Annotated in this window: 22 protein-coding genes; 13 read left to right on the top strand and 9 right to left on the bottom strand. The window is 68.2% G+C overall.

All coding sequences use genetic code 11. The features are described 5' to 3' along the window. Positions 1–47: 47 nt before the first annotated feature. The 3 genes from NUW81_RS08625 to pcaF are packed head-to-tail and all read right to left on the bottom strand — an operon-like array spanning position 48 to position 2900. Positions 48–1232, bottom strand: coding sequence for a cation:proton antiporter (locus tag NUW81_RS08625; protein ID WP_245112421.1), 1185 nt, complete (start codon positions 1230–1232; stop codon positions 48–50). 16 nt (positions 1233–1248) lie between these two features. Continuing rightward, the gene (paaD, locus tag NUW81_RS08620; protein ID WP_245112419.1) at positions 1249–1698 is read right to left on the bottom strand and encodes a 1,2-phenylacetyl-CoA epoxidase subunit PaaD; all 450 of its coding nucleotides are present in this window, start codon (positions 1696–1698) and stop codon (positions 1249–1251) included. Beyond that, complete coding sequence (gene pcaF, locus NUW81_RS08615; RefSeq protein ID WP_245112416.1) at positions 1698–2900, bottom strand: 3-oxoadipyl-CoA thiolase; 1203 nt, start codon at positions 2898–2900, stop codon at positions 1698–1700. Before pcaF ends, paaD begins: the two co-directional genes overlap by 1 nt. Positions 2901–2945: 45 nt before the next feature. On the opposite strand from pcaF, the gene NUW81_RS08610 reads away from it, so the two are divergent. The 4 genes from NUW81_RS08610 to NUW81_RS08595 all read left to right on the top strand — a co-directional run bounded on the left by NUW81_RS08610 (position 2946) and on the right by NUW81_RS08595 (position 4977). After that, positions 2946–3215, top strand: a complete 270-nt coding sequence (locus NUW81_RS08610) for a 4a-hydroxytetrahydrobiopterin dehydratase (RefSeq protein ID WP_376741943.1) — start codon at positions 2946–2948, stop codon at positions 3213–3215. After that, the gene (locus tag NUW81_RS08605) at positions 3212–3397 is read left to right on the top strand and encodes a hypothetical protein (RefSeq protein WP_245112414.1); all 186 of its coding nucleotides are present in this window, start codon (positions 3212–3214) and stop codon (positions 3395–3397) included. The genes NUW81_RS08610 and NUW81_RS08605 overlap by 4 nt, the downstream gene beginning before the upstream one ends. Positions 3398–3662: 265 nt before the next feature. Continuing rightward, positions 3663–4487, top strand: coding sequence for a phenylalanine 4-monooxygenase (locus tag NUW81_RS08600; RefSeq protein WP_245112413.1), 825 nt, complete (start codon positions 3663–3665; stop codon positions 4485–4487). After that, on the top strand, positions 4465–4977 hold the full coding sequence (locus NUW81_RS08595) for a flavin reductase family protein (protein WP_245112412.1): 513 nt from the start codon (positions 4465–4467) through the stop codon (positions 4975–4977). Before NUW81_RS08600 ends, NUW81_RS08595 begins: the two co-directional genes overlap by 23 nt. Positions 4978–4985: 8 nt before the next feature. On the opposite strand, the gene crcB is transcribed toward NUW81_RS08595, so the two are convergent. Continuing rightward, on the bottom strand, positions 4986–5342 hold the full coding sequence (gene crcB, locus NUW81_RS08590) for a fluoride efflux transporter CrcB (protein WP_245112411.1): 357 nt from the start codon (positions 5340–5342) through the stop codon (positions 4986–4988). Beyond that, a complete protein-coding gene (locus NUW81_RS08585; protein ID WP_245112410.1) occupies positions 5342–6316 on the bottom strand; it encodes a DUF808 domain-containing protein in 975 nt (324 codons plus the stop codon). The genes crcB and NUW81_RS08585 overlap by 1 nt, the downstream gene beginning before the upstream one ends. A 136-nt stretch (positions 6317–6452) precedes the next feature. Here NUW81_RS08585 and serS point away from each other — a divergent pair, with 136 nt between their 5' ends. From serS to NUW81_RS08550, 7 genes are all read left to right on the top strand, one after another. Further along, positions 6453–7715: a serine--tRNA ligase gene (gene serS / locus NUW81_RS08580; RefSeq protein ID WP_245112408.1), complete on the top strand. Its 1263-nt coding sequence runs from the start codon at positions 6453–6455 to the stop codon at positions 7713–7715. After that, positions 7702–8394, top strand: a complete 693-nt coding sequence (locus tag NUW81_RS08575; RefSeq protein ID WP_245112406.1) for an esterase/lipase family protein — start codon at positions 7702–7704, stop codon at positions 8392–8394. Before serS ends, NUW81_RS08575 begins: the two co-directional genes overlap by 14 nt. Positions 8395–8462: 68 nt before the next feature. Beyond that, entirely contained in the window at positions 8463–9296 is an 834-nt protein-coding gene (locus NUW81_RS08570; RefSeq protein WP_245112404.1) for an alpha/beta hydrolase family protein, read from the top strand. A gap of 100 nt (positions 9297–9396) precedes the next feature. After that, positions 9397–10176 carry an ImuA family protein gene (locus NUW81_RS08565; protein ID WP_245112402.1) on the top strand — a complete coding sequence of 260 codons (780 nt, stop codon included), beginning with the start codon at positions 9397–9399 and terminating at the stop codon, positions 10174–10176. Further along, positions 10076–11674: a DUF6504 family protein gene (locus NUW81_RS08560; RefSeq protein WP_245112400.1), complete on the top strand. Its 1599-nt coding sequence runs from the start codon at positions 10076–10078 to the stop codon at positions 11672–11674. The genes NUW81_RS08565 and NUW81_RS08560 overlap by 101 nt, the downstream gene beginning before the upstream one ends. Positions 11675–11680: 6 nt before the next feature. Continuing rightward, positions 11681–15073, top strand: coding sequence for an error-prone DNA polymerase (locus NUW81_RS08555; RefSeq protein ID WP_245112399.1), 3393 nt, complete (start codon positions 11681–11683; stop codon positions 15071–15073). Positions 15074–15110: 37 nt separating this feature from the next. After that, complete coding sequence (locus tag NUW81_RS08550; RefSeq protein WP_245112398.1) at positions 15111–15722, top strand: hypothetical protein; 612 nt, start codon at positions 15111–15113, stop codon at positions 15720–15722. Here NUW81_RS08550 and hutH read toward each other — a convergent pair. Genes hutH through hutI form a run of 3 tightly spaced genes read right to left on the bottom strand, consistent with a single transcriptional unit; the run spans position 15719 to position 20093 of the window. Further along, complete coding sequence (gene hutH, locus NUW81_RS08545; protein WP_245112397.1) at positions 15719–17218, bottom strand: histidine ammonia-lyase; 1500 nt, start codon at positions 17216–17218, stop codon at positions 15719–15721. The two genes, NUW81_RS08550 and hutH, sit on opposite strands and share 4 nt — an antisense overlap. Continuing rightward, positions 17215–18885 carry a urocanate hydratase gene (gene hutU, locus NUW81_RS08540; RefSeq protein WP_245112396.1) on the bottom strand — a complete coding sequence of 557 codons (1671 nt, stop codon included), beginning with the start codon at positions 18883–18885 and terminating at the stop codon, positions 17215–17217. Before hutU ends, hutH begins: the two co-directional genes overlap by 4 nt. 8 nt (positions 18886–18893) lie before the next feature. Next, a complete protein-coding gene (hutI, locus tag NUW81_RS08535; RefSeq protein WP_245112394.1) occupies positions 18894–20093 on the bottom strand; it encodes an imidazolonepropionase in 1200 nt (399 codons plus the stop codon). Positions 20094–20133: 40 nt separating this feature from the next. On the opposite strand from hutI, the gene NUW81_RS08530 reads away from it, so the two are divergent. Both NUW81_RS08530 and NUW81_RS08525 read left to right on the top strand, forming a co-directional pair. Further along, the gene (locus NUW81_RS08530) at positions 20134–21012 is read left to right on the top strand and encodes an arginase family protein (protein ID WP_245112392.1); all 879 of its coding nucleotides are present in this window, start codon (positions 20134–20136) and stop codon (positions 21010–21012) included. Positions 21013–21120: 108 nt separating this feature from the next. Next, positions 21121–22326, top strand: coding sequence for an ammonium transporter (locus NUW81_RS08525; RefSeq protein ID WP_245112390.1), 1206 nt, complete (start codon positions 21121–21123; stop codon positions 22324–22326). Between the two features lie 71 nt (positions 22327–22397). On the opposite strand, the gene NUW81_RS08520 is transcribed toward NUW81_RS08525, so the two are convergent. Beyond that, a complete protein-coding gene (locus NUW81_RS08520) occupies positions 22398–23951 on the bottom strand; it encodes an alanine/glycine:cation symporter family protein (protein WP_245112386.1) in 1554 nt (517 codons plus the stop codon). Between the last annotated feature and the right edge of the window lie 285 nt (positions 23952–24236).

Genomic DNA, 24236 nt, shown 5'->3' with positions numbered 1-24236 from the left:
CCCGAAGTGGACAAAGTGGACACTGTCCGTTTTGCGTGCCGCAGCGGCTAGGCGGCGCGCGCCTTGCCCAGCGCCCGCGCCGCCATCGGCATCGCCAGCATGGTCGACAGCACCGCCATCAGGAGGAGCGCGGTGAAGGCGGTCGAGCTGATCACCTGCCGGTCGAGCAGGATGTTGGCGAAGATGATCATGATCAGCGCCTTGGTCTGGAGCAGCCAGCCGACCAGCCGCGCCTCCCCCTTTGCCCAGCCGAGCATCCGCCCCGCCAGCGCGACGCCCAGTCGCTTGCCCGCCACCGCCGCGACGAGCAGTGCCAGCGCCACGAGGATGACGTCCATCCCTCCCATCTCCCAGCGCGTCCTGAGACCCGTCGACAGGAAGAAGACCGGCATCAGCAGGGTGAGGATGCGGTCGCGCCATTCATCGATCGCGGTAATGCCGAACCAGCTCGCCTCGAGCACCGCGCCGGCAAGGAAGGCCCCGACCATGTAATGCAGCCCCGCCCAGTCGGCCCCCAATGCCACGAGGATCAGCCACATGAGCGCCAGCGGCACGCGGTCCTTCCCGCCTGCCCGGGCAAACAGTTTGCGGGCAAGGAAGGTGGCAGCAGCAAAGGCGAGCGCGAAGACCGCCTGCCGCCCCAGCATCTCGGCATCGACGAGGATGAGCGCGAGCAGCGCCCAGACGACGAGATCGTCGAGGCTGGCATAGCGCAGGATCCGCTGGCCGAGCGCGCTGCGCAATATCTCGAGCTTCTCGAGGAAGAGGAGGAGGATGGGCAGCGCGGTGACCGAACAGGCCAGACCGATGCCGAGCAGGAACTGCCAGCGTTCCGCCCCCTCGCCCATCCACAAGGCATCGCGCATCACCAGCATCGCGGCCCCCGCCCCGAGGAGGAAGGGGACGAGCAGTGCAAGCCCCGCCGTCGTGCCGGTGTCGCGCCTTTTGGCCCAGGCGTCGGGCAGGTCGAGTTCGAGCCCGGCGACGAAGACGAACAGCATCACCGCCCAGCTGGCGATGCCCCCGAGCGCGCCGAGGACCGACGGCGTGAACACCGCCTCGTGGACCGAGGGCACCACCGCCCCCAGCAGCGCCGGCCCCGCCAAGACGCCGCCGACGATCTGGACGACGACCAGCGGCGCCCAGCTGCGCCGCCCGAGCGCGCGCCAGAGCAGCCACGGCAGCGTGTAGATCGCCAGCATGGCGAGGAGGAAGGCGGTCGGTTCGCTCATTGATCAGTCGGGAGGCTCAATGGCATTTGAACCGGTCGAAGGGTTCGAGACAGTCCTTGCACTGCCACTGCGCCTTGCAGGGCGTTGAACCGAAACGGCTAATTTCCTTGGTGTTCGTCGAACCACATCGGGGACATTCGGCTGTCTCGGCGCGGCTCGGGGGGGCGATGCCATAGGCCTTGAGCTTGGCATGGCCCTCCTCGCTGATCATGTCGGTCGACCAGGGCGGGACGAGCCGGTTCTCGATCCGGACCTCGCGAAAGCCGTTGGCGTCGAGCGCGGCGCGGACCGCTTCCTCGATGGCGACGGTCGCGGGACAGCCCGAATAGGTCGGGGTGATGATGACTTTCATCCCCTCGGCATCCTCTTCCAGCCCGCGGACGATGCCGAGGTCGAGCACCGAGACCACGGGGATCTCGGGGTCGGGCACCCCCGCCAGCAGCTCGAGGAGGGCCGCCTTGTCCATCAGACCCGCTCGAGCGCCAGCGCGATGCCCTGCCCGACCCCGATGCACATGGTGGCAAGCGCCTTGTCGGCACCCGAGCGCTGCAACTCCTCGGTGGCGGTCAGCGCGAGCCGCGCGCCGCTCATGCCGAGCGGGTGGCCGAGCGCGATGGCGCCGCCATTGGGGTTCACATGGGGCGCATCGTCGGCCAGCCCGAGCTCGCGCATCACCGCCAGCCCCTGCGCGGCAAAGGCCTCGTTGAGCTCGATCACGCCGAAGTCGTCGATGTGCAGCCCGAGCCGCTCCATCAGTTTCGCCGAGGCGGGCGCGGGGCCGATGCCCATGATGCGCGGCGGCACGCCGGCCACCGCACCGCCGAGCACGCGGGCGCGCGGCGTGAGGCCGTGGCGCTTCACCGCGGCCTCCGAGGCGACGATCAGCGCGGCGGCACCGTCATTGACCCCGCTCGCATTGCCCGCCGTGACGGTGCCGTCGGGTTTGACGATGGGCCTGAGGTTCGACAGCACCTCCACGCTCGACAGGCGGGGATGCTCGTCCTGTTCGACAAGGAGCGGATCGCCCTTGCGCTGGGGGATAGCGACCCCGACGATCTCGGCGGCGAGGCGGCCATTTTCCTGCGCACGGGCGGCGCGGACCTGGCTTTCATGCGCGAACCTGTCCTGGTCCTCGCGGCTGATGCCATAGTCCGCGGCAACATTCTCGGCAGTCTCGGGCATGGAGTCGATGCCATATTCGGCCTGCAGCCGCTTGTTGACGAAGCGCCAGCCGATGGTCGTGTCATAGACCGCATTGTTGCGCGAGAAAGCGGTCTCGGCCTTGGGCATGACGAAGGGCGCGCGGCTCATCGATTCCACCCCGCCGGCGATGACGAGGTCCGCTTCGCCCGCCTTGATCGCCCGCGCCGCCATCGACACGCAGTCGAGCCCCGAGCCGCACAGGCGGTTGACCGTGGTGCCGGGCGCGGTGTCGCCGAGCCCCGCCAGCAGCGCAGCCATGCGCGCCACGTTGCGATTGTCCTCGCCCGCCTGGTTGGCGCAGCCCATGATGACATCGTCGAGCATCGCCCAGTCGACGCCCGCATTGCGCTCCTTCAGCGCCTTCAGCGGCACGGCGGCGAGGTCGTCGGCACGCACCGACGAAAGCGCCCCGCCGAAGCGGCCGATGGGGGTACGGATGGCATCGCAGATAAAGGCGTCGGTCATAATCTCTCCTGTTCGAGGCAGGCATAAGCGCATCTTGCGCCGCCCATGCAACCCGCTAGGCTCGATGACATGTACAGCAACGACTGGCACGAGCGCGAAGATGCCCTCGTCCGCACCTTCGCCTTCGAGGATTTTTCGGAGGCCTTCGCCTTCCTGGCGCGGGTCGCGCTGCTCGCGGAGAAGCACGACCACCATCCCGAGATCCACAATGTCTGGAACCGGGTGACGCTCCGGCTGACCACGCATGGCGCCGGCAATGTCGTGACCGACAAGGACAAGTCGCTGGCCGCCGCGATCGACAAGGTGGTGGCATGAGGTCGCGATTGCCGCCCGTTCCCGGCGCCCTGTTCGATGCCGCGCTTGCCGCTGGCCTCGTCTGGTTCTTCGCCGCCGTGGTGTTCGACCGCCCCGAGCGGGCGCTCGAAATGTCGCTGGTCGCGGGCGCCGCGGTCTTCCTCGCCGAGCTCTTCCGCCGCAAGGCGACGCCGAAAAAGTGACGAACGGGTCCGGGGCTTCGTCGAGTGGCCGACTTAGCGCTTGCAACATGGATCAATTTTCGTCATCTTCCATCTCGATGACCAATTCGATCGCCCTTCCCTGCATGTATCTCGCGCCGACGACGGTGCGAGCCATCTATGCGTATGGGCGCGCGGTGGAGACGAGTTGATCATCTAATAGACATCAACCGGAAACCACCGCCCGCCAGGCTCCCAGCCTCGGCGGGTTTTTTTATTTTCCGGCAAAGCAGAAGAAAGGCACGTGATGATGTTCCAGTCCCGTATCGCCCCCTCAAAGGCCAAGGTCGACTGGCGCGCCTATCTCGTGCCCGAAAACTGGGCGCGTTTCATGCCCGCCGACCATGCCACCTGGGACCGACTGTTCGAACGGCAGGTCGCGCGCCATCGCGGCGACTTCGTCCATGCCTTCATCGGCGGCATGGTCCGCCTCGGCCTGCAGGAGCCGGGCATCCCGCGGCTCGAGCGCCTCAGCGACCGGCTCGAGGGCCAGTCGGGCTGGCGGCTGGTGTCGGTCGAGGGGATCGTCCCCGACGAGGTCTTCTTCGCCATGCTCAGCGAGAAGCGCTTCCCGATCGGCAATTTCATCCGCGACGGACGCCACCTCGACTATCTCGAGGAACCCGACTGCTTCCACGACATCTTCGGCCATGTCCCGCTGCTCGCGTGGCAGCCGGTCGCCGATGCGATGGAGGCGATGGGGCATCTCGGCATGGCGGCCTGCGCTGGGGGACATGGCGAGATCATGAGCCGCCTCTACTGGCACACCATCGAATTCGGGCTCGCGCGCGAGGACGAGCAGCTGAAGTTGTGGGGCGCGGGGCTGGCGTCCTCCTATGGCGAGGCCGAGCATGCGCTGGTCGCCGACCTGCCGCGCCCGCGCTTCACCCTCCGCGATGCGGCGGCCACCGCCTATCGCTCCGACCGCTTCCAGCCGCTCTATTTCGTGTCGGACAGCGTCGAGGGCAGCTGCGCCAAGATCGCCGACCTCACGATCAAGGGGCTGGCAAGCCTTGGCGGCGCCGAGGCACCCCGCTATGCGGCAGAGCATGAGCGGATGGCGCACATTTGACGGTGAGGACGGCGACCCGCGCGATTTGCGCGACGCCTTCGGGAGTTTCGCGACCGGCGTGACGGTGGTCACCTGCCGCGATGCCGAAGGCGTGCCGCACGGCCTGACCGCCAACAGCTTCACCTCGCTCAGCCTCGATCCGCCGCTGCTGATCGTCTGCCCCGCCAAGGTGACGACCAGCGCCGACCCGCTGACGAGCGCGGACCATTTCGCGGTCAACGTGCTGCGCACCGAGCAGCGCCCCGCCTCGATCACCTTCTCGACGCCCGCGGGCGACCGCTTCGGCAAGACGCAGTGGGAGGAGGGCGCGGGCGGCGCGCCGCTACTGACCGGCAGCCTCGCGCATTTCGAATGCGCGCGCCATGCCGTGCATGACGGCGGCGATCACTGGATCCTCGTCGGCCGCGTGCTGCGCGCGCGCTTCGAGGAAGGGCCCGATCCGCTACTCTATTATCGCGGCCGCTACCGCCGCCTCCACTTCGACGACTAGGCCCCGGCCTAGCGGGCGAGCGCCCAGCCCGCCGCGCAGGCGAGGAGCGAGAGGAGGACTGAGGCGCCCACATAGGCGAGCGCCACCCCGACCTGTCCCCTCTCCCAAAGCGTCATCGTGTCGAGGCTGAAGGCCGAGAAGGTGGTGAAGCCGCCGAGCAGGCCGGTGACAAAGAAGAGCTTGGCGGGCTGGCCGACGCCTTCCAGCGCGCCGACCGCGATGCCGATCATCAGGCTGCCCGCGACATTGACCGCCAGCGTGCCCACCGGAAAGCCGGTGCCGAACCAGGCCATCGTCCACTTGCCCACGCCATAGCGGGCGAGCGCGCCCAGGCCGCCGCCGAGGAACACCGCCAGCGCGTGCATCAATGTGTATCCTTCACCGGCTCGCCGCCACCGTGCAGCGGGTGGTGGCCGAACAGGCGCGTCACGACCTGGACGATGATGAAGCCGAACACGAGGCCGGTCAGCGCCGCGCCGAGCGTTTCCATGATCCAGACGCCGACCCCATTGTCGCCCGCGACCGCCACCGCCGCGTCATGGTTCCATTCGTAAAGGAAGCCGAGGACGTGCAGCTCGTGGAAGCCGTGAAGCAGGATCGAGCCGCCGACCCACAGCATGGCGGCGGTGCCGATGATGCTAAGCGCCTTGAGGAGCTTGGGTACGAAGGCGATGAGCGCGCGGCCGAACTTCCTGGCAAAGCCGTTCTCACGCTTTGCGAGGTGGAGGCCGATGTCGTCGAGCTTCACGATGATTGCCACACTGCCGTAGACGATGACGGTCACCGCCACCGCGACGATCGCCAGCGCGCCCGCGCGCATCCAGATATTGTCGACCATCCCGCCCGCAGTGAGCTCATTGAGGGTGATCGCCATGATCTCGGCCGACAGGATGAAGTCGGTGCGCACCGCGCCCGACACCTGCCGCTTTTCCAGTTCCTCGGGCGTGTCGGTAGCGGCGAGCGTCGCCTCGCCGTGATGGTCACCGGTGATCGCCTCGATGATCTTCTCGGTCGCCTCGAACGCAAGGAAGCCGCCGCCGAGCATCAGGATGGGGATGATGAGGAAAGGCGCGAATTCGGACAGGAGCAGCGCGGCGGGCAACAGGAAGATGAGCTTGTTCTTGAGGCTGCCGAGCGTGATCTTGCCGATGATCGGCAGTTCGCGGCTGGGGTCGAGGCCGGTGACGTAGCGCGGTGTCACGGCGGCATCGTCGATGATGACGCCGGCCGTCTTGGTCCCCGCCTTGCCCGCCGCGGCGGCCACGTCATCGACGCTGGCAGCGGCAGTCCGCGCGATGAGCGCGACGTCGTCGAGCAGTGCAACCAGTCCTGACGGCATCGAAAACCCCTTCACTTCAGATATATCGTCGTGAAGGGGTGGCAGGCCTTTCCGGTTCCGTAAAGACCTCGCGCCATCGCGGCGGGGCGGCGCGACCTCTTGCCAATCGCCACCATAATGGCGCAGGGGTGCGGCCATGCTCAGCATCGACTTCATCAAGAACAATCGCGCGCAAGTGCGCGATGCCATCGCCGCCAAGAATGTCGACCTCGACCTCGACGCGCTCCTCGCCCTCGACGCCGAGATCCGCTCGGCCAAGACCGAGATCGACCAGCTGCGCGCCGAGCGCAATCGCATCTCGGGCATGTTCAAGGACGCCGCGCCCGAGGAAAAAGCCGAGCTCGGCAGGAAGGCCAAGGAAGCGGGCAAGCGCGCGGGTGAACTTGAAAATGGCCTTGGCGAGAAGGTCGCGGCCTTCGAGGCGATGATGCTGAAGATGCCCAACATCCCGTGGGAAGGTGCCCCCGTCGGCCCCGGCGAGGATGATAACATCGTCATCCGCACCGAAGGCAGCCCGCGCCAGTTCGACTTCGAGCCGCTCGACCATGTCGCGCTGCTCGAGAAGAACGACTGGGCCGATTTGAGCCGCATCACGCAGGTGTCGGGTAGCCGCACCTACTGCCTCAAGGGCCGCCTCGCGCTACTCGAGCAGAAGCTGATGGCCTGGGCATTGGAAGAGATCATGGGCAACGGCTTCCAGCCGATCACCCTGCCCGCCATCGCGCGCGAGGAAGCCTTCGTCCGGCAGGGGCAATTCCCCGGCCACCGCGAGGAGACCTACGAGCTGGAGAAGGACGACCTGTTCCTCGCCGGCACCGCCGAGGTGGCGCTGACGGGCCTGCATTCGGGCGAGATCCTCGAGGAAGCGCAGCTTCCCGTCCTCTATGCCGGTTACAGCCCCTGCTTCCGCCGTGAGGCGGGCAGCGCGGGACGCGATGTGCGCGGCCTCCTGCGCGTCCACCAGTTCGTCAAGGTCGAGCAGTTCGTCATCTGCCAGGCCGACGAGGATGTCTCGGCCGAATGGCACGAGAAGCTCCTCGGTGCCGCCGAAAAGCTGCTGAAGGCGATGGACATCCCCTACCAGGTGATCGAGACCTCGACCGGCGACATGGGCCTCGGCAAGTATCGCATGAACGATCTCGAAAGCTGGGTGCCGAGCCTTAACAAGTATCGCGAGACGCACAGCTGCTCGACGCTGCACGACTGGCAGGCACGCCGCGCCAAGCTTCGCTATCGCAATGCCGAGGGCAAGGTGGTGTTCGCGCACACGCTCAACAACACCGCGCTGGCGAGCCCGCGTATCCTCGTGCCGCTGCTCGAGAACCACCAGACCGAGGACGGTCGCGTGCGCCTTCCCGAGGGCATCCGCCATCTCATGAACGGCGATGAATATCTCTGAGGACCTCACCCGGGTCCCCGGCCTCGGCGAGAAGATCGTCGAGGTCGCCAACAATTTCTCGCGCCTGCCGCACCGCTTCGGTCATCTCGGGCCGCGCGGGCCGAGGGGCGGCCCGCCGGCGCTGGTCATTCCCGGCTTCCTCACCACCGACCGGACGACACTGGCGCTAAGGCGCGGGTTCGCCGACGGGGGCTGGCGGGTGCATGGTTGGGGACGCGGGCGCAACAATGGCGCCTATGCGGGCGTCATCGAGGATCTCGACGAACGGCTCGACGAGGTCCGGCACGGCGACAAGGCGCTGGTCGTCGGCTGGAGCCTCGGCGGGGTGATGGCGCGCGAACTGGCGCGCACCCATCCCGACAAGGTCCGCGCGGTCGTCACCCTCGCCTCGCCCTTCTCGGGCGACCGGCGGCACAACAATGTCTGGCAATATTACGAGAAGGTCGCGGGCCATGCGGTCGACGATCCGCCGGTCGCCCAAAAGCCCGACAAACCGCCGGTACCGACACTGGCGCTCTATGCCGAGAAGGACGGGCTGCTCGCGCAGGGCTGCCAGCGTGGTGAGACCCACGAGAGCGATGCCTGCATCGGCATTCCCTGCGGTCATTTCCGCATCGGCATGTCGCGCCCGATGATCGCGCGCGTGGTCGACGCGGTGAATGCTTTCGTCCCGAAATAGGCCGCTTCCGGGCCGGATTTGCCGGAACTTCCCTTGTTACGGGGGTTTATCGACCCCACATGGGAATCATGATCTGGCAGCGCGACAAGGCCGCGGTCGATCCTTCGAACCGCATCCATCCCGACGACATCGCCCCGTCGGCCTGGGAGCGGACGCGCGAAGTCCTGTGGCAGTTTCCGCGCTTCGCCTCGGCCTGGGGGCCCATCGAACCGACCGGCCCCGAGGAAGGCCCGCCCGCGCTGGTGCTGCCCGGCTTCCTCTCCTCGGACCGTTCGACCAGCCAGATCCGTGGTGCATTGGGCCGCTATGGCTGGCGCGCGCATCCGTGGGAACTCGGCACCAACAAGGGCGCCTATCACGGGCTCCTCGAAACGCTCGAGGAGCGGCTCGATGCGGTCGGCGACGGGCGCAAGGTGCTGGTGCTCGGCTGGAGCCTCGGCGGGCTCTATGCGCGCGAGCTGGCGCGCCATGCCCCCGACAAGGTGCGCGCGGTCGTCACCCTCGCCTCGCCCTTCTGCGGCGACCTGAAGAGCAACAACAATGTCCGCTGGCTCTACGAATGGGTCGCGGGCCATGACGTCAACGAGCCGCCCTTCCCGCGATTGGAGGACAAGCCGCCGGTGCCGACCATGGCCTTCTGGAGCCGCAGGGACGGCATCGTCGCACCGCGCGCGGCACGCGGCGACGAGTGTCATTCGGACCGTGCGATCGAGATCGACACGCATCACATGGGGTTTGCCGTCTGGCGCCCTGCCTTGAGCCGTATCATGGCGCATGTGAACCGCTTCGTGTGCGAGGTGGAAGGCGAGATGCCGGCGCGCACGAGGTCCGAGCAGCGCGCCCATGAGCGTGCCGAAAAGCGCGCGCGGCGCGACGCCTCCGAGTCGGCGCGGCAGGCCTGAAAAGCGCCGCCCGGCGCGCCCTGCATTTCCGCCAGATTTGACTCGCCCCTGCCTGTTGGGCGAAATAGAACATAACAAGAACAAGGTGACGGCGAGTCGTGTGGCAGATGGCCTTTCCATCCGCGCCGGCGAGCTTCCCGTGGTGCTGCCCGACGGCGCCGCGCGGGGGCTTGTGCGGCCTTCTTCCGACCTTCCCGGAGGGGAAGGCGAGGAACGCGATGGCGCATCGGAGCGCGAGCGCATCCCGCTGCCCGACCGCCCGACGCTCGGCGAGATCTTCCCGACCCATGCGCGCGATGCGGGCTGGGTCCGGTTCCTGCTGGCGCAAGCCACCCCCGATCGTCCGCTCCTGTGGGTACAGGAACGGATGGCCATCCTCGAGGCCGGGCGCATCCATCCCCCCGGCCTCGGGGACGGCAATCTTCCGCTCATCCACGTCTGCGCGGCCGACACGCCGAAGCTGCTCTGGGTCATGGAGGAGGCCTTGCGATGTTCGGCCCTGAGCGGGGTCGTGGGCGAGGCGTGGGGCGAGCATGCGCGGCTGGATTTCACCGCCACGCGGCGCCTCGCCTTTGCCGCCGAGGCGCATGGCGTGCCCTGCTGGCTCGTCCGGCTGGGCGCGGGCGCGGCCAACCTGTCGGGCGCGCGCTGGCGCTGGCGGGTGGAGAGCCGGCCCTCGGGGCCCAACCCCTACAATATGAAAGCGCCCGGGCCATCGCGACTGGCGCTCGACCTGTTCCGCGCGCGCGGGCGTGCGCCGGGGCAATGGGAGTGGGTCGATGAGGAAGGTGCGCGCAAGGACGCTGGCCATCTGGCTGCCGCGCCTGTCGATCGAGCGCTGGCGCAAGATCGCGAACGCGCATGGCGACGCGCCTCCTGAGGACGCGCGAATCCTCCTCACACGCGAGGGGCCGCATGGCACGCTGGTGCATGCGACCTGCGACAATGCCGCGCTCCTCGGGCTGCGCGCGGGCATGCGGCTCACCGATGCGCGCGCGGTCGATCCCAAGGCGACCGTCATCGCCTGCGACCTCATCGGGGACGGCAAGCTCATGGCGCGGCTCGCGCGCTGGGCGCAGCGCTGGTCGCCGTTGGTCGAGCGCGACGGCGAGGATGGCTTCCGGCTCGATGCAAGCGGGATCGCGCACCTGTGGGGCGGCGAGAAGGCGCTCCTGGACGATGTCGAGGCGCGCTTTGCCGGCCTCGGGCTGACCGCGCGCACCGCGATCGCCGACACGCCGCTCGCCGCCTGGGCGCTGGCGCATCATTCCCGCGAGGGATCGGGGCGGGGGGAGCTTGTCGGCTCGGCACACACCCCGCCCCGCAACAAGTTGGAGGGCAGGCTGGCATCGGGACAACTCGCCGCGCAGCTCGCGCCGCTGCCCGTCTCGGCGCTGCGGCTACCGCCCAACGTGGTGCAGACGCTCAACCGCCTCGGCCTCAAGACCATTGCCAGCCTGTCGGGGATCGAGCGGCGCAGCCTCGCGCGGCGGTTTCGCGCCGCCGACAATCCCTTGGACGCGCTCGACCGCGCGCTGGGCCGCATCGCCGATCCGCTGACCGCCGAGGCCGACGAACCGCCGCCCGCCGCGCGATTGAGGCTGAAGGAGCCGGTCGACGATCCCGCCGCGGCCGCACAGGCGCTCGACCTGCTCGTCCCCGACCTCGCGCGCCAGCTGGAGGTGCGGCGGCTGGGGGCGCGGACGGTCACGCTGGCGGGCTTTCGCGTCGACGGCTCGGTCGCGAGCGTGGAAGCCTCGACCGCGCTGGCGACCCGCGAGGCCGACCATCTCCGGCGGCTGCTCGCGGAACGGACCGAGCGGCTCGACCCCGAATTCGGCTTCGACGCCTTCGCGCTGACCGCCAGCTGGGCCGAACCCCTGGACCCCGCGCAGGACGCGCTGGACGGGGGCGAGCCCGCCGGTGTCGCCGTGGGGCGCCTCGTCGACCGCATCGCCACCCGGCTCGGCAGCGAGGCGGTGAGCCGCCCGCACCGCGTGCCCGCGCATATGCCCGAACGCTCGGCAGGCTGGCAGTCGGCGCTCGCCGATCCGGCCGAGGCGGAGACACCGCCGCCACAGGCGCCGCGCCCCGAGCGGCTGCTCGATACGCCCGAAGCGATCAGCGTGCTCTACGCCACCCCCGAGGGCCTGCCGCGCCGCTTCGTCTGGCGCCGCGCGGTGCATGACATCAAGCGCGTCGAGGGGCCCGAGCGCATCTCGCCCGAATGGTGGCGCGAATATCGGCCCGCCCGGCTGCGCGACTATTATCGCGTCGAGGACCAGGCCGGGCGCGGCTACTGGATCTTTCGCGAGGGCGTCTTCGGCGACGGGCGTGGGGGCGATCCGGTCTGGTATATCCACGGCCTGTTCGGGTAGCGCGCCATGCCCGACGCCAGCCCTTCCTCGCTGTCCAAGCGCAAGCTCGTGCTGGGCGACGGCGCGCCGCGGCCCAAGATCCCGCGCGCGCCCTATGTCGAGCTGGGCGTCACCACCCCCTTTTCCTTCCTGCGCGGCGCGTCGGATGCGATCGAGCTCGTCCTGACCGCGCTCGAGAAAGGGATGGACGCCATCGGGGTCGCCGACCGCGATACGCTGGCCGGCGTGGTGCGGGTGCATAGCGCGGCCAAGGCGGCGGGGCTCACCCCGCTGATCGGTTGCCGCCTGTGCCCCGTGGATGCGCCCGAGCTGCTCGCCTATCCGCTCAGCCGCGAGGGCTATGCCAATCTCTCGGCGCTCCTCTCGACCGGCAAGATGCGCTGCGAGAAGGGCGAATGCGACCTCCTCCTCTCCGAGATCGCGGCCCGAGGGGCCGATATCGCGTTCATCGCCATCCCCGGCGAGGATGTCGACGCCTTTGCCGAAGCGCTGCCCGCACTGGTCGCGGCGCTACCGGGCCTGGCCCATGTCGCCGCCAGCTATCTCTATCGTGGCAACGATGTCGCCCGCATCGAGCGGCTCGACCGGCTCGCGCGCGCGCACCGCTGCTCGATCCTCGCCACCAACGACGTGCATTATCACGCCCCCGAGAAGCGCCCGCTGCAGGACGTCATGACCTGCATCCGCGAGAAGGTGACGCTCGAGACCGCGGGCTGGCGCCTCCACGCCAATGCCGAGCGGCACCTCAAGGGCCCGGGCGAGATGGCGGCGCTGTTCGAGCGCTGGCCCCACGCCATCCACGCCACCCGCGCGTTCGCCGATGCCATCGACTTCAGCCTCGACGAGCTGGCTTACGAATATCCGGAAGAGACCTGTCCCGGCGGGCGCACCCCGCAGCAGCATCTCGAACATCTCACCTGGGCGGGCTCCAGCCGCCGCTGGCCCGAGGGGGTGCCACCAGCGATCATCGCCCAGCTGAAGAAGGAACTCGCGCTGATCGAAAAGCTCGACTTCGCGCGCTACTTCCTCACCGTCCACGACATCGTCGCTTACGCCCGCAGCCTCGACCCGCCGATCCTGTGCCAGGGACGCGGGAGCGCGGCCAATAGCGCGGTCTGCTATTGCCTCGGCATCACCGCGGTCGACCCGTCCACGACCGACCTCCTGTTCGAGCGCTTCATCTCGGAGGAGCGCAAGGAGCCGCCCGATATCGACGTCGATTTCGAGCATGAGCGGCGCGAGGAGGTGATCCAGCACATCTATGCCAAATATGGCCGCGAGCGCGCGGGCATCGCGGCGACGGTGATCCACTATCGCCCGCGCATGGCGATCCGCGAGGTCGGCAAGGTGATGGGCTGGTCGGAGGATGTGTGCGCCGCCATCGCGGGCACCTTCTGGGGCTCGATGGAAAGCGAGATGCGGGAGGAGCGGGTGGCCGAGGCGGGGCTCGATTTAAGCGATCCGCACCTCAGGCGTACCGTCGCGCTGGCCGAGCAGCTGATCGGCATGCCGCGCCATTTGAGCCAGCATGTCGGCGGCTTCATCCTGACCCAGCGCCCGCTCACCGAGACGGTGCCGATCGGCAATGGTGCCATGCCCGACCGCACCTTCATCGAATGGGACAAGGACGACATCGAGGAGCTCGGCATCCTCAAGATCGACGTGCTCGCGCTGGGGATGCTGACCTGTTGCCGCAAGGCCTTCGACCTCATCGAGGCGCATCACGGCGAGAAGTGGGACCTCGCCACGCTGCCCAAGGAGGAGCCGGGCGTCTACGACATGCTGTGCGAGGGCGACAGCCTCGGCGTCTTCCAGGTCGAAAGCCGCGCGCAGATGAACATGCTGCCACGCCTTCGCCCCCGCGAGTTCTACGACCTCGTCATCGAGGTCGCGATCGTGCGCCCGGGGCCGATCCAGGGCGACATGGTCCACCCCTTTTTGAAGCGGCGGCAGGGCAAGGAGCCGGTCGTCTACCCCTGCCCCGACCCCGACCACGGCCCGCCCGACGAGCTCGAACGCATCCTCAGGCGGACACTCGGCGTGCCGGTGTTCCAGGAGCAGGCGATGAAGATCGCGCTCGATGCCGCCAAGTTCAGTAGCGCCGAGGCCAACCAGCTGAGGAAGGCGATGGCGACCTTCCGTTCGCGCGGCACCATCGACCTGCTCCAGGACAAGATGGTCGGGCGGATGGTGGAGCGCGGTTACGATCCCGAGTTCGCCGAGCGCTGCTTCCACCAGATCCGCGGCTTTGGCGAATATGGCTTTCCCGAGAGCCATGCGGCGAGCTTCGCGCTGCTGGTCTATGTGAGTAGCTGGCTCAAGTGGCGCTACCCCGCCGCCTTCGCCGCCGCGCTGTTGAATTCGCAGCCGATGGGCTTTTACGCCCCCGCGCAGATCGTCCGCGATGCGCGCGAACATGGGGTCGAGGTGCGCGCGATCGACGTCAATCACTCGCATTGGGACTGCACCCTCGAGCCGACCGACCGCGAGCCGGTGGCGCAGCGGCGTTCATGGGGCTCGACCGCGCTGCCGACGGGCGAATGGGCGCCCGACAGCCTGCCCCCGCCCAGCCCGCGCATGGCGCTCCGCCTCGGGCTGCGACAGGTCGACGGGCTACGCCTCGACGACGCCACCCGCATCGTCGCGGCGCGCTCGGGCACGCCCTATGACAGCGTCGAGGACATGAAGAAGCGCGCGGGGATTTCGGTCGCGGGTGTCGAAAAGCTCGCCGAGGCCGATGCCTTCCGCTCGATGAGGCTCGACCGCCGCGCCGCTTTGTGGGACGCCAAGGCATTGAAGGGCGCGCCCGCGCTCCCGCTGTTCGAGGCGGCCGACGCGCGCGATGAAGGCTGGGAAGTCGAGCAGGTGCGGCTGCCCGCCATGCCGCTGTCCGAGCAGGTGGTGACCGACTACCAGACCACGCGGCTGTCCTTGAAGGCGCATCCGATGCAGTTCCTGCGCGCCCATTATGCGGCGCAAGGCTGCGTGACCGCGGGCGAACTCCGCGACATGCGCTATGGCCGCCGCGTCAGTCTTGCCGGCCTCGTCCTCATCCGCCAGCGCCCGGGCAGCGCCAAGGGCGTGTGCTTCACTACCATCGAGGACGAGACAGGGGTCGCCAACCTCGTCGTCTGGCCCGATGCGTTCGAGGCCTATCGTCCCATCGTCATGGGCGCGCGGCTTTTGAAGGTGACGGGCATCGTCCAGCATGACGATGCGGTGGTCCACGTCATCGCCGCGCATCTGGAAGACGATACGGCGCTCCTCCAGCACCTGTCCGACGACATGCTGGTCGCCGCTCCGGGGCGCGGCGACGGCGCCGGCGCGATGCGCCCGCGCACCACCGGCGTCCATCCGCGCAACGTCGACTGCATCCCCAAGGGACGCAATTTCCGCTAGAATATAGCATCGCTCGCGCGACGAAAGGTGTCGGTCCATGCCAAGCTTCACGCCACGGATGGGGCGCGGCGCTGCACGAATTCTAACAGCGCTCCTGGCCCTCTACCTCCTGGTCCTTGCCATCGGCCTCGCAACAATGGTGCCCGGCAGGCCTATCGGCGAGCCCTGGTTCACGCTGATGGAACTGCTCATCCTCGCGCTGCTTCCCGCGCTGCTCGTACAATTCGAGGCGCTTGCCCAGAACGGACAGGAATCCGACCCCATCAAGAGGAGGCTCCTGCGCATCGGCGCGTGGGGCACGGCCATCCTGACCGGCACCCTTCACCATGCCATTATCACGACGCCGACAGCGCAGCGTGCCCGGCAGGGGTTGGACTTCGAATGGCCCTCGCTGGCTTATTGGACCGACATCATCGCCTGGGACGGCTTCTTTGCGCTCGCCATGGTTGCCGCTGCCACGACGATCGACCGCAGCAGGCAGTTGCTGCGCCGCCTGTTCCTTTTCGGCGGGCTCCTCGCCCTCGCGGGTTGGCTCGGGCCGCTGACCGGATCGATGCAGGTACGCAATATCGGGATCATCGGCTATGGGCCGATCTTCCTGATCGCGACCTCGATGCTGGCGCGCCGCTTCGAGGGAGAAACGCCCTAGGCGATCTCCCCCGCCAGCACGGCGGCCTGCAGCGCCGCCATCTCGTCGGCCCAGTAGCGATCGCTCTCGAGGTAGGCGCTATGCTTGCGCACCTTCTCGTGAAGCGCACGGAGCTTGGGCGAGGTCTTCAGGGGCGCGTGATAATCCACCCCCTGCGCCGCCGCGATCAGTTCGACCGCGATCACGCCCGCCGCATTGTCGGCGATCTGGCCCGCCTTGCGCGCGGCGATCGGCGCCATCGAGACATGGTCCTCCTGCCCCGCCGAAGTGGGGATCGAATCCACGCTCGCCGGATGCGCCAGCGCCTTGTTCTCGCTGACCAGCGCGGCGGCAGTGACCTGCGGGATCATCAGCCCCGAATTGACCCCGCCATCGTCGATCAGGAAGGCGGGCAGCCCGCTCATCTTGGGATCGACGAGGACCGAGGTGCGACGCTCCGACAGGCTGCCGACCTCGCACAGCGCCATCGCCAGCATGTCGGCGGCGAAGGCGACGGGCTGGGCGTGGAAATTGCCGCCCGAGATGGCCTCGTCGGCCTCCTCGTCCCCGGCGCCGAACAGCACCGGATTGTCGGTCACTGCATTGGCCTCGATCTCGAGCATCTGCGAGACCTTGGTGAGCAGGTCGAGGCAGGCGCCCATGACCTGCGGCTGGCAGCGGAAGCTGTAGGGGTCCTGCACCTTGCCGCAGCGGTGATGGCTGTCGACGATCTCCGACCCCTCGAGCCAGTCGCGCATCGCCATGGCGACGAACTCCTGGCTGCGATGGCCGCGCAATTCGCTGATCCGTTCGTCGAACGGCTTGACGCTGCCCTTGAGCGCATCGACCGACAGCGCGCCGGCGGCCATCGCCGCGTCGAACACGCGCTGGCCCTTGAAGAAGGCGTCCAGCGCGATCGCGGTCGAGGCCTGCGTGCCGTTGATCATGGCGAGCCCCTCCTTGGGGCCCAGCACCACCGGCTCCATGCCGATCCGCTTGAGCGCCTCGGCGGCGGGCAGGCGCTCGCCGCAAAGATCGACCCAGCCCTCGCCGAGCATCGCGGCCGTCATGTGCGCGAGCGGCGCAAGGTCGCCCGAGGCACCGACGCTGCCCTGGCTCGGGACGACGGGAATGGCATCCTTGTCGACCATCTTCTGCAGCGCCTCGACCAATTCAAGCCGCACGCCCGAGGCACCGCGACCCAGGCCGATGAGCTTGAGGATCATCATCAGCCGCGTGACGTGGCGCGGCAGCGGCGCGCCGAGGCCGCAGCTGTGCGAGAGGATGAGGTTGCGCTGGAGTTCGGCCAGCCGTTCCTGCGGGATTTTCTCGGAGGCGAGCAGGCCGAAACCGGTATTGACGCCATAGACGGTCTCGCCGCCCGCGACGATGCGGGTGACGACCGCATGGCTGTCCTCGATATCGCGTTTGGCGGCGTCGTGAAGCTGGCAGGGAGCGCCTTCCCAAAGACGCTTCAAATCGTGGAGGCAGACGTTGCCGGGGACGAGGGTGATCACTGGTCGTTCTCCAGCATGGGAAGGTCGAGACCCTGTTCGCGCGCACACTCTTTCGCGATGTCATAGCCCGCATCGGCGTGGCGCATGACGCCCGTGCCGGGGTCGTTCCACAGGACGCGGCCGAGGCGTGCGTCGGCGTCTTCCGAGCCGTCGGCGACGATGACCACGCCACTATGCTGCGAATAGCCCATGCCGACCCCGCCGCCGTGATGGAAGCTGACCCAGGTCGCGCCGCCCGCGGTGTTGAGGAGGGCGTTGAGGATCGGCCAATCGCTGACCGCGTCCGAGCCGTCCATCATGCTCTCGGTCTCGCGGTTGGGGCTGGCGACCGAGCCTGAATCGAGATGGTCGCGGCCGATCACCACGGGGGCCTTGAGTTCGCCATTCCGAACCATCTCGTTGAAGGCGAGGCCGAGGCGGTGGCGCTGGCCGAGGCCGACCCAGCAGATGCGCGCGGGCAAGCCCTGGAAGGAAATCCTCTCGGCCGCCATGTCGAGCCAGCGGTGGAGGTGCGGATCGTCGGGGATCAACTCCTTCACCTTGGCGTCGGTCTTGGCGATATCCTCGGGATCGCCGGACAGCGCGGCCCAGCGGAACGGCCCGACGCCGCGGCAGAAGAGCGGACGGACATAGGCAGGCACGAAACCGGGGAAGTCGAAGGCATTGTCGACGCCCTCGTCGAAGGCTTCCTGCCGGATATTGTTGCCATAGTCGAACGTCGGGATGCCCATTTCGTGGTAGGCGAGCATCGCGCGCACATGCACCGCCATCGACTTGCGCGCTTCGGCCGCGACGAGGGCGGGATCCTTCTCGCGCATCTCGGTCCACTTGGCGACGCTCCAGCCGGCGGGGCAGTAGCCGTTGGCGGGATCGTGCGCGCTCGTCTGGTCGGTGACCGCGTCGGGGCGGATGCCTTTTTCCACCATCTCGGGGAGGATCTCGGCGGCATTGCCGAGGACGCCGACGCTGGTCGGCTTGTCCGCCTTGGCGATGATCTCGAGCGCTTCCTCGATCGAATGCGCCTTATGGTCGAGATAACGCGTCTCGAGGCGCTTATCGATGCGGCTTTCCTGGCACTCGATGGCGATGCAATGGGCGCCTGCCATGACCGCGGCAAGCGGCTGCGCGCCGCCCATCCCGCCGAGGCCCGCGGTGAGCACCCACTTGCCCGAAAGGTCGCCCCCGAAATGCTGGCGGCCCATCTCGGCGAAGGTCTCGTAGGTGCCCTGCACGATGCCCTGGCTGCCGATGTAGATCCAGCTGCCCGCGGTCATCTGGCCGTACATCATGAGGCCCTTGGCATCGAGCTCGTTGAAATGCTCCCAGGTCGCCCATTTGGGGACGAGATTGGAATTGGCGATGAGGACGCGCGGTGCATCCTTGTGGGTCGGGAAGACACCGACGGGCTTGCCCGACTGGACCAGCAGCGTCTGGTCCTCCTCCAGCCGCTCGAGCGTCTCGATGATCTTGTCGTAGGCGGCCCAGTTGCGCGCGGCGCGGCCGATGCCGCCATAGACGACCAGCTCCTCGGGTGCCTCGGCGACGGCGGGGTCGAGGTTGTTCTGGAGCATCCGCACGGCGGCCTCGGTGGTCCAGTGCTTGGCCACCTTTTCGGGGCCGGTGCGGGCGTGGATGACGCGGCTGTTGTCGCGGCGCGGGTCGGTCATGTCGTTCCTCATCTCTGTTCGCCCGCCACGAAGCGGCGGGCCGGGCCGGGATGCCCGATCCAATAGGCAAGTTCGTCGAGCGCCTCGACGTCCCAGGTGCAGAAATCGGCACGCTGGCCGGGCGCGATGTGGCCACGGTCGTCGAGACCGAGGGCGGCGGCGGCATGGGTCGTCATGCCGGCCAGCGCTTCCTCGGGGCTGAGCGAGAAGAGCGTCGCGGCCATGTTGATCACGAGCGGCAGCGACAGGGTCGGCGAGGTGCCGGGGTTGCAGTCGCTGGCGATGGCGATGCGCACGCCCGCCTCGCGCAGCATGGAAACGGGCGGCAGGTGCGTCTCGCGCAGGCAATAGAAAGCGGCGGGGAGCAGGACGGCGACCGTGCCCGCCGCGGCCATCGCGCGCGCGCCGGCCTCGTCGAGATGTTCGAGATGGTCGGCGGACAGCGCCTTGAAGCGCGCGGCCATCGCGGCACCGTTCGAATTGGACAATTGTTCGGCGTGGAGGCGCACGGGCAGCCCCTCGCGCTGCGCCGCGGCGAAGACCTGTTCGACTTCTTCAGCGGTGAAGGCGATGCGTTCGCAAAAGGCATCGACGCTCCGCGCGAGGCCTTCGGCCGCGATGCGGGGGATGGTGTTGCGAGCGACCTCCTCGACATAGGCGGCGCGGTCGACGCCGGGCGGGAGGGCATGAAGCGCGAGGAAGGTCGGCACCACGCTGACGCCCGCATGGCCGTCGAGCGCACGGGCGACGCGCAGCATCTTCACCTCGGTGTCGGCATCGAGCCCGTAGCCCGACTTCACCTCGACCGTCGTCGCGCCGCTTTTCGCCAGCGCCTCGAGCCGCTTGCGGGCGGACGCCAACAGCTCGTTCTCGCTCGCGGCGCGGGTCGCACGCACGCTCGAGACGATGCCCCCTCCCGCCCCGGCGATCTCCTCATAGGTCGCACCCGCACGGCGCATCGCATGTTCGCGCGCGCGGTTGCCGCCGAAGACGAGGTGGGTGTGGCAGTCGACGAGGCCGGGGGTCAGCCACTGGCCGCCAAGGTCGATGATCTCGGCTCCGCCGGCATCGATCCGGTCGCGCGGTCCGACCGCCACGACGCGGCCGTCAGACACGTGCACCGCGCCGTCGGCGATGCGGCCGAGCGGGTCGCCGTCACGAGGTTCCATCGTGGCGATGCCGCCACCTTGAAAAATCACTTCCCCCATGAGGCTGGCAGTGCGCGCGCGCGGTGCTATTCGTCAAGCCATGAGCTGGCCCAATCTTACCGACCTCGTCACCCCCGCACCCGCCGACGCACCGGTCGGTCTCGTCGGTGTTCCCCTCGGTATCGGCTCGGTAACGCCGGGAAACTGCGACGAGGCACCCGCCGGCTTACGCAAGGTGCTGCGCCGGATCGGGCGCTATGACGTAGACACGGGCCGCGAACTTTCATCGCGCGTCGCCGATCATGGCGACGTGGCGCTGGAGGGCGAGACGATCGAGGCGGTGACCGGCGCGATGGTCGACGCCATCGCCAGCAGCGTCGATGCGCACGCCCTGAGCCTCGTCATCGGCGGCAACAATGCGGTGACGCGCCCTTGCGTCCATGCGCTCGGGCTGCCGCTCGGGAAAGTCGGGCTCATCACGCTCGATGCCCATTTCGACATGCGCGGCACCGAGGACGGGCTGCTCAACGGCAACCCCGTGCGCGCGCTGCTCGAAGACGGGCTGCCCGGCGCCAATGTGGCGCAAGTCGGGCTCCTGCCCTTCGCCAATTCGAAGGTCATGCATGACGATGCGCGGGCAGCGGGCAACCGCGTGATCACGCTCGCCGAGGCCGAAGCGATGGGCGTGATGGCCGCGATCAGTGCCGCGATCGCACATCTCGACCATGTCGAGGCGATCGTCGTCGACTGCGACATCGACGTGATCGACCGCGCGCAATTCCCGGGCGCTCCCGGCGCGCGCCCCGGCGGCATGCAGGCGCGCGACTTCTTCGCCGCCGTGCGCAGGCTCGCCGCCGAACCGCGCGTCAGGATCGTCGACCTGGTCGAATGGGACCCGCCGCTCGATGGCACCGACCTGTCGAGCCTCGTCGCGGGGCGCTGGATGGCCGAGGCGCTGGCAGGCTTCGAGTCACGCTAGCCCGCTGTTCTTGCTGGTGAAAAGTTCACTCCAGCCGCCATTTTAATTGTCTCCCCACCCCCGCCGGTTACCGTTCGCAGGTGCAACAAATCGAGCGGGGACACTCAAATGATCGATAGCGGCGATACCGCCTGGCTCCTGACCGCGACCCTCCTGGTCATGCTCATGATCCTGCCAGGGCTCGCACTATTCTATGGCGGGCTCGTGCGCGCCAAGAACCTCCTGTCGGTGATGAGCCAGGTGATGGGGGTCGCCGCGCTGGTCATGATCCTCTGGGTGCTGTGGGGCTACAGCCTCGCCTTCTCGGGCGAGGGCGCGCTGGTCGGCAACCTCGAGCTCGCCGGTCTCGTCGGGCTGGGACCCGAGGATACGAGCGGATCGATCCCGACCCTGCTTTTTGCCGCCTTCCAGATGACCTTTGCCGCCATCACCGCCGCGCTCATCGTCGGCGCGGTGGTCGAGCGGATGCGCTTTTCCGCCATCCTGGCCTTTGCCGCGCTGTTCCTGACCTTCGTCTATGCCCCCATCGCGCACATGGTCTGGGCCGAGGGCGGCATCATCCTCGGCATGGACGCGATCGACTTCGCGGGCGGCACGGTGGTGCATATCAACGCCGGTATCGCGGGGCTGGTCGCCGTCGCCTTCGTCGGCAAGCGCCGCGGTTTCCTCAAGGACGCGATGCCCCCGCACAGCCTCGCGCTCGTGCTCGTCGGCACCGGCCTCCTGTGGGTCGGCTGGTTCGGCTTCAACGCGGGCTCGGCGCTCGGCGCGGGCGGCCTTGCCGCGCTTGCCATGATGAACACCTTCATCGCCCCCGCCGCAGGCGTCCTCGCCTGGATGGCGGCGGAGCGCCTGCGCTCTGGCAAGGCGAGCCTGCTCGGCGGTGCCTCGGGCGCGGTCGCGGGGCTCGTTGCCATCACGCCCGCCGCAGGCATCTCGGGCCCGCTCGGCGCGCTGCTGCTCGGGTCGGTCTCGGCGCTGGCCTGCTACGGCTTCGTCGCGGTCGCCAAGCACAAGCTCAAGCTCGACGACAGCCTCGATGTTTTCGGCATCCATGGTCTCGGCGGGCTTGTCGGGTCGGTCGGTCTCGTCTTCGCGGGCCTTCCCGCACTCGGCGGGCAGGGCGGCTATGATTTCCTGCCCCAGCTGTGGGTGCAGCTGCTCAGCGTCCTCATCGCCGTCGGCTGGTCGGGCGTGGGCAGCGCCCTCATCCTCTTCGCCATTCGCGCGGTCATGCCGCTGCGCGTCGAGGAAGAGGACGAGCGCCTGGGGCTCGACCTCGCCGAACATGGCGAGCGCGCTTACAACAGCTAAGGGGCGAGACAAGGAAAAGGCCGGGGCGATGAACCCCGGCCTTTCACGTTTCAGGCGGTGATGCGCCGGCCCTAGTGGCCGACACCCGGTGGCGGGGTGTGAACGGCAGCGCCGTCCTCCTCGCCGACCTTCTTCACCTTCTTCAGCTCATGCGTGGGTCCTGCGTCACGCTCGCCCTTGGCGAGCTTGAAGACCACGCCCGAGAGCAGCGCCAGCGCGAGCAGGTTGGGCAGCGCCATCGTCGCGTTGGAGATATCGCCCATGCGCCAGACCAGTTCGAGATCCTGGCTCGCCCCGACGTAGATGACGACGCACCACAGGAGGCGCCAGACGAGGTGCAGCGCCTTCTCGCCTTTCACGCTCGCGCCGGGGACGCGGTCGTAGATGAAGGTGATCGCACGTTCGCCATAGTAGCTCCAGGTGAGGAGCGTGGTGAAGACGAACAGGATTAGCGCGAGGCTGACGATGAAGGTCCCGATCGGGATCCCGAGCACCGGCAGCGGGAAGGCCGCGCCATAGGCCGCCGACGTCATCTCGAAGCCGTTGAGCCCCGACTGCCATGCATGCGCCACCGCTTCACCCTCATAGGTGAAGTCGCCGCGCACGGTGAGGATCACCAGCGCGGTCATGGTGCAGATGACGATCGTGTCGATGAAGGTGCCGAGCATGGCCATGCGGCCCTGCTGCTCGGGATCGTTGGTCTGCGCCACGGCGTGGGCGATCGGGGTCGAACCCTGCCCGGCCTCGTTCGAGAAGAGGCCGCGCGCCGCACCCGCCCGGATCGCGATGATGATCATCGCGCCGAGGAAACCGCCCGATGCGGCCTGCGGGTTGAAGGCACCGTGGAAGATCAGCCCGAAGGTCGCCGGCAGGTCCTCGATGTTGAGGATGAGCGCGAGGATCGCGAGCAGGATGTAGGCGACTGCCATCACCGGCACGATCTTCTCCGCCACCGAACCGATCGACTTGATGCCGCCGATGATGACGAGGAACACCGCGATGGCGACGATGAGGCCCGACAGCCATTCCTGGAAGCCGAACAGTTCGCCGAAGCTGTCGGCGATCGAGTTGGCCTGGATCGAGTTGCCGGTGACCACCGCCGAGAACAGCGTGCCGATGCAGAAGAGGATGGCGAGCCACGTCCACTTCTTGCCCAGGCCCATCATGATGTAGGTCATCGGGCCGCCGCGATAGACGCCGATGGCGGCCTTTTCGCGATAGCGGATGGCGAGGCTGCCTTCGGCGAAGGCGAGCGCCATGCCGATGATCGCGGTGATCCACATCCAGAAGATGGCGCCCGGGCCACCCAGCGTGATGGCGGTGGCGACACCGGCAAGGTTACCCGTGCCGACCTGCCCCGACAAAGCGGTCGAGAGCGCCGCGAAAGGCGAGATTTCACCATCGCCCGCGCTCTTGCGGCCCGCGAACAGGCCCTTGAAGGCACTGCCGAGCTGGCGGATCGGATAGAATTTGAGGCCGATCATGATGTAGAGCCCGATGCCGAACAGCACGAGCACCATCGGCGGCAGCGGGATGACCTGTTCGCCATTCCACGCGCCGCCCCAGATAAAGTCGGAAATGTTGGTCACGCGATCGATCAGCGAGACCTCTTGTGTTGCAGCCATGAAGACGCCCTCCCCGAGCGCGATGATGTTTCCGTTCGGGCGCCGACGATAACGACCAACATGTCACTGGCAAGCGGCTTATCGGCCACAGTGCCGCCGGTCGATGCTGCCCGCCCCTTCATCGAAGCCAGCCAATTATGACGCGGGACTGCCACATTTGGGCGCGATCGCGGATGCAGGGACGCGACTTGAGATGGAGGATGCGATGCAGATCCAACGCCTGTTTGCGCTCGTCGTCGCCTGCGGCACGACCCTGACGCTGGTCATGGCCGCCACCGGCACGGC

Origin of the sequence: Sphingomicrobium aestuariivivum (assembly GCF_024721585.1) — a bacterium.
GTDB classification, from domain to species: Bacteria; Pseudomonadota; Alphaproteobacteria; order Sphingomonadales; family Sphingomonadaceae; genus Sphingomicrobium; species Sphingomicrobium aestuariivivum.
Note: the sequence above shows the minus strand (reverse complement) of the source record. Positions and strands in the feature narration are given on the sequence as shown.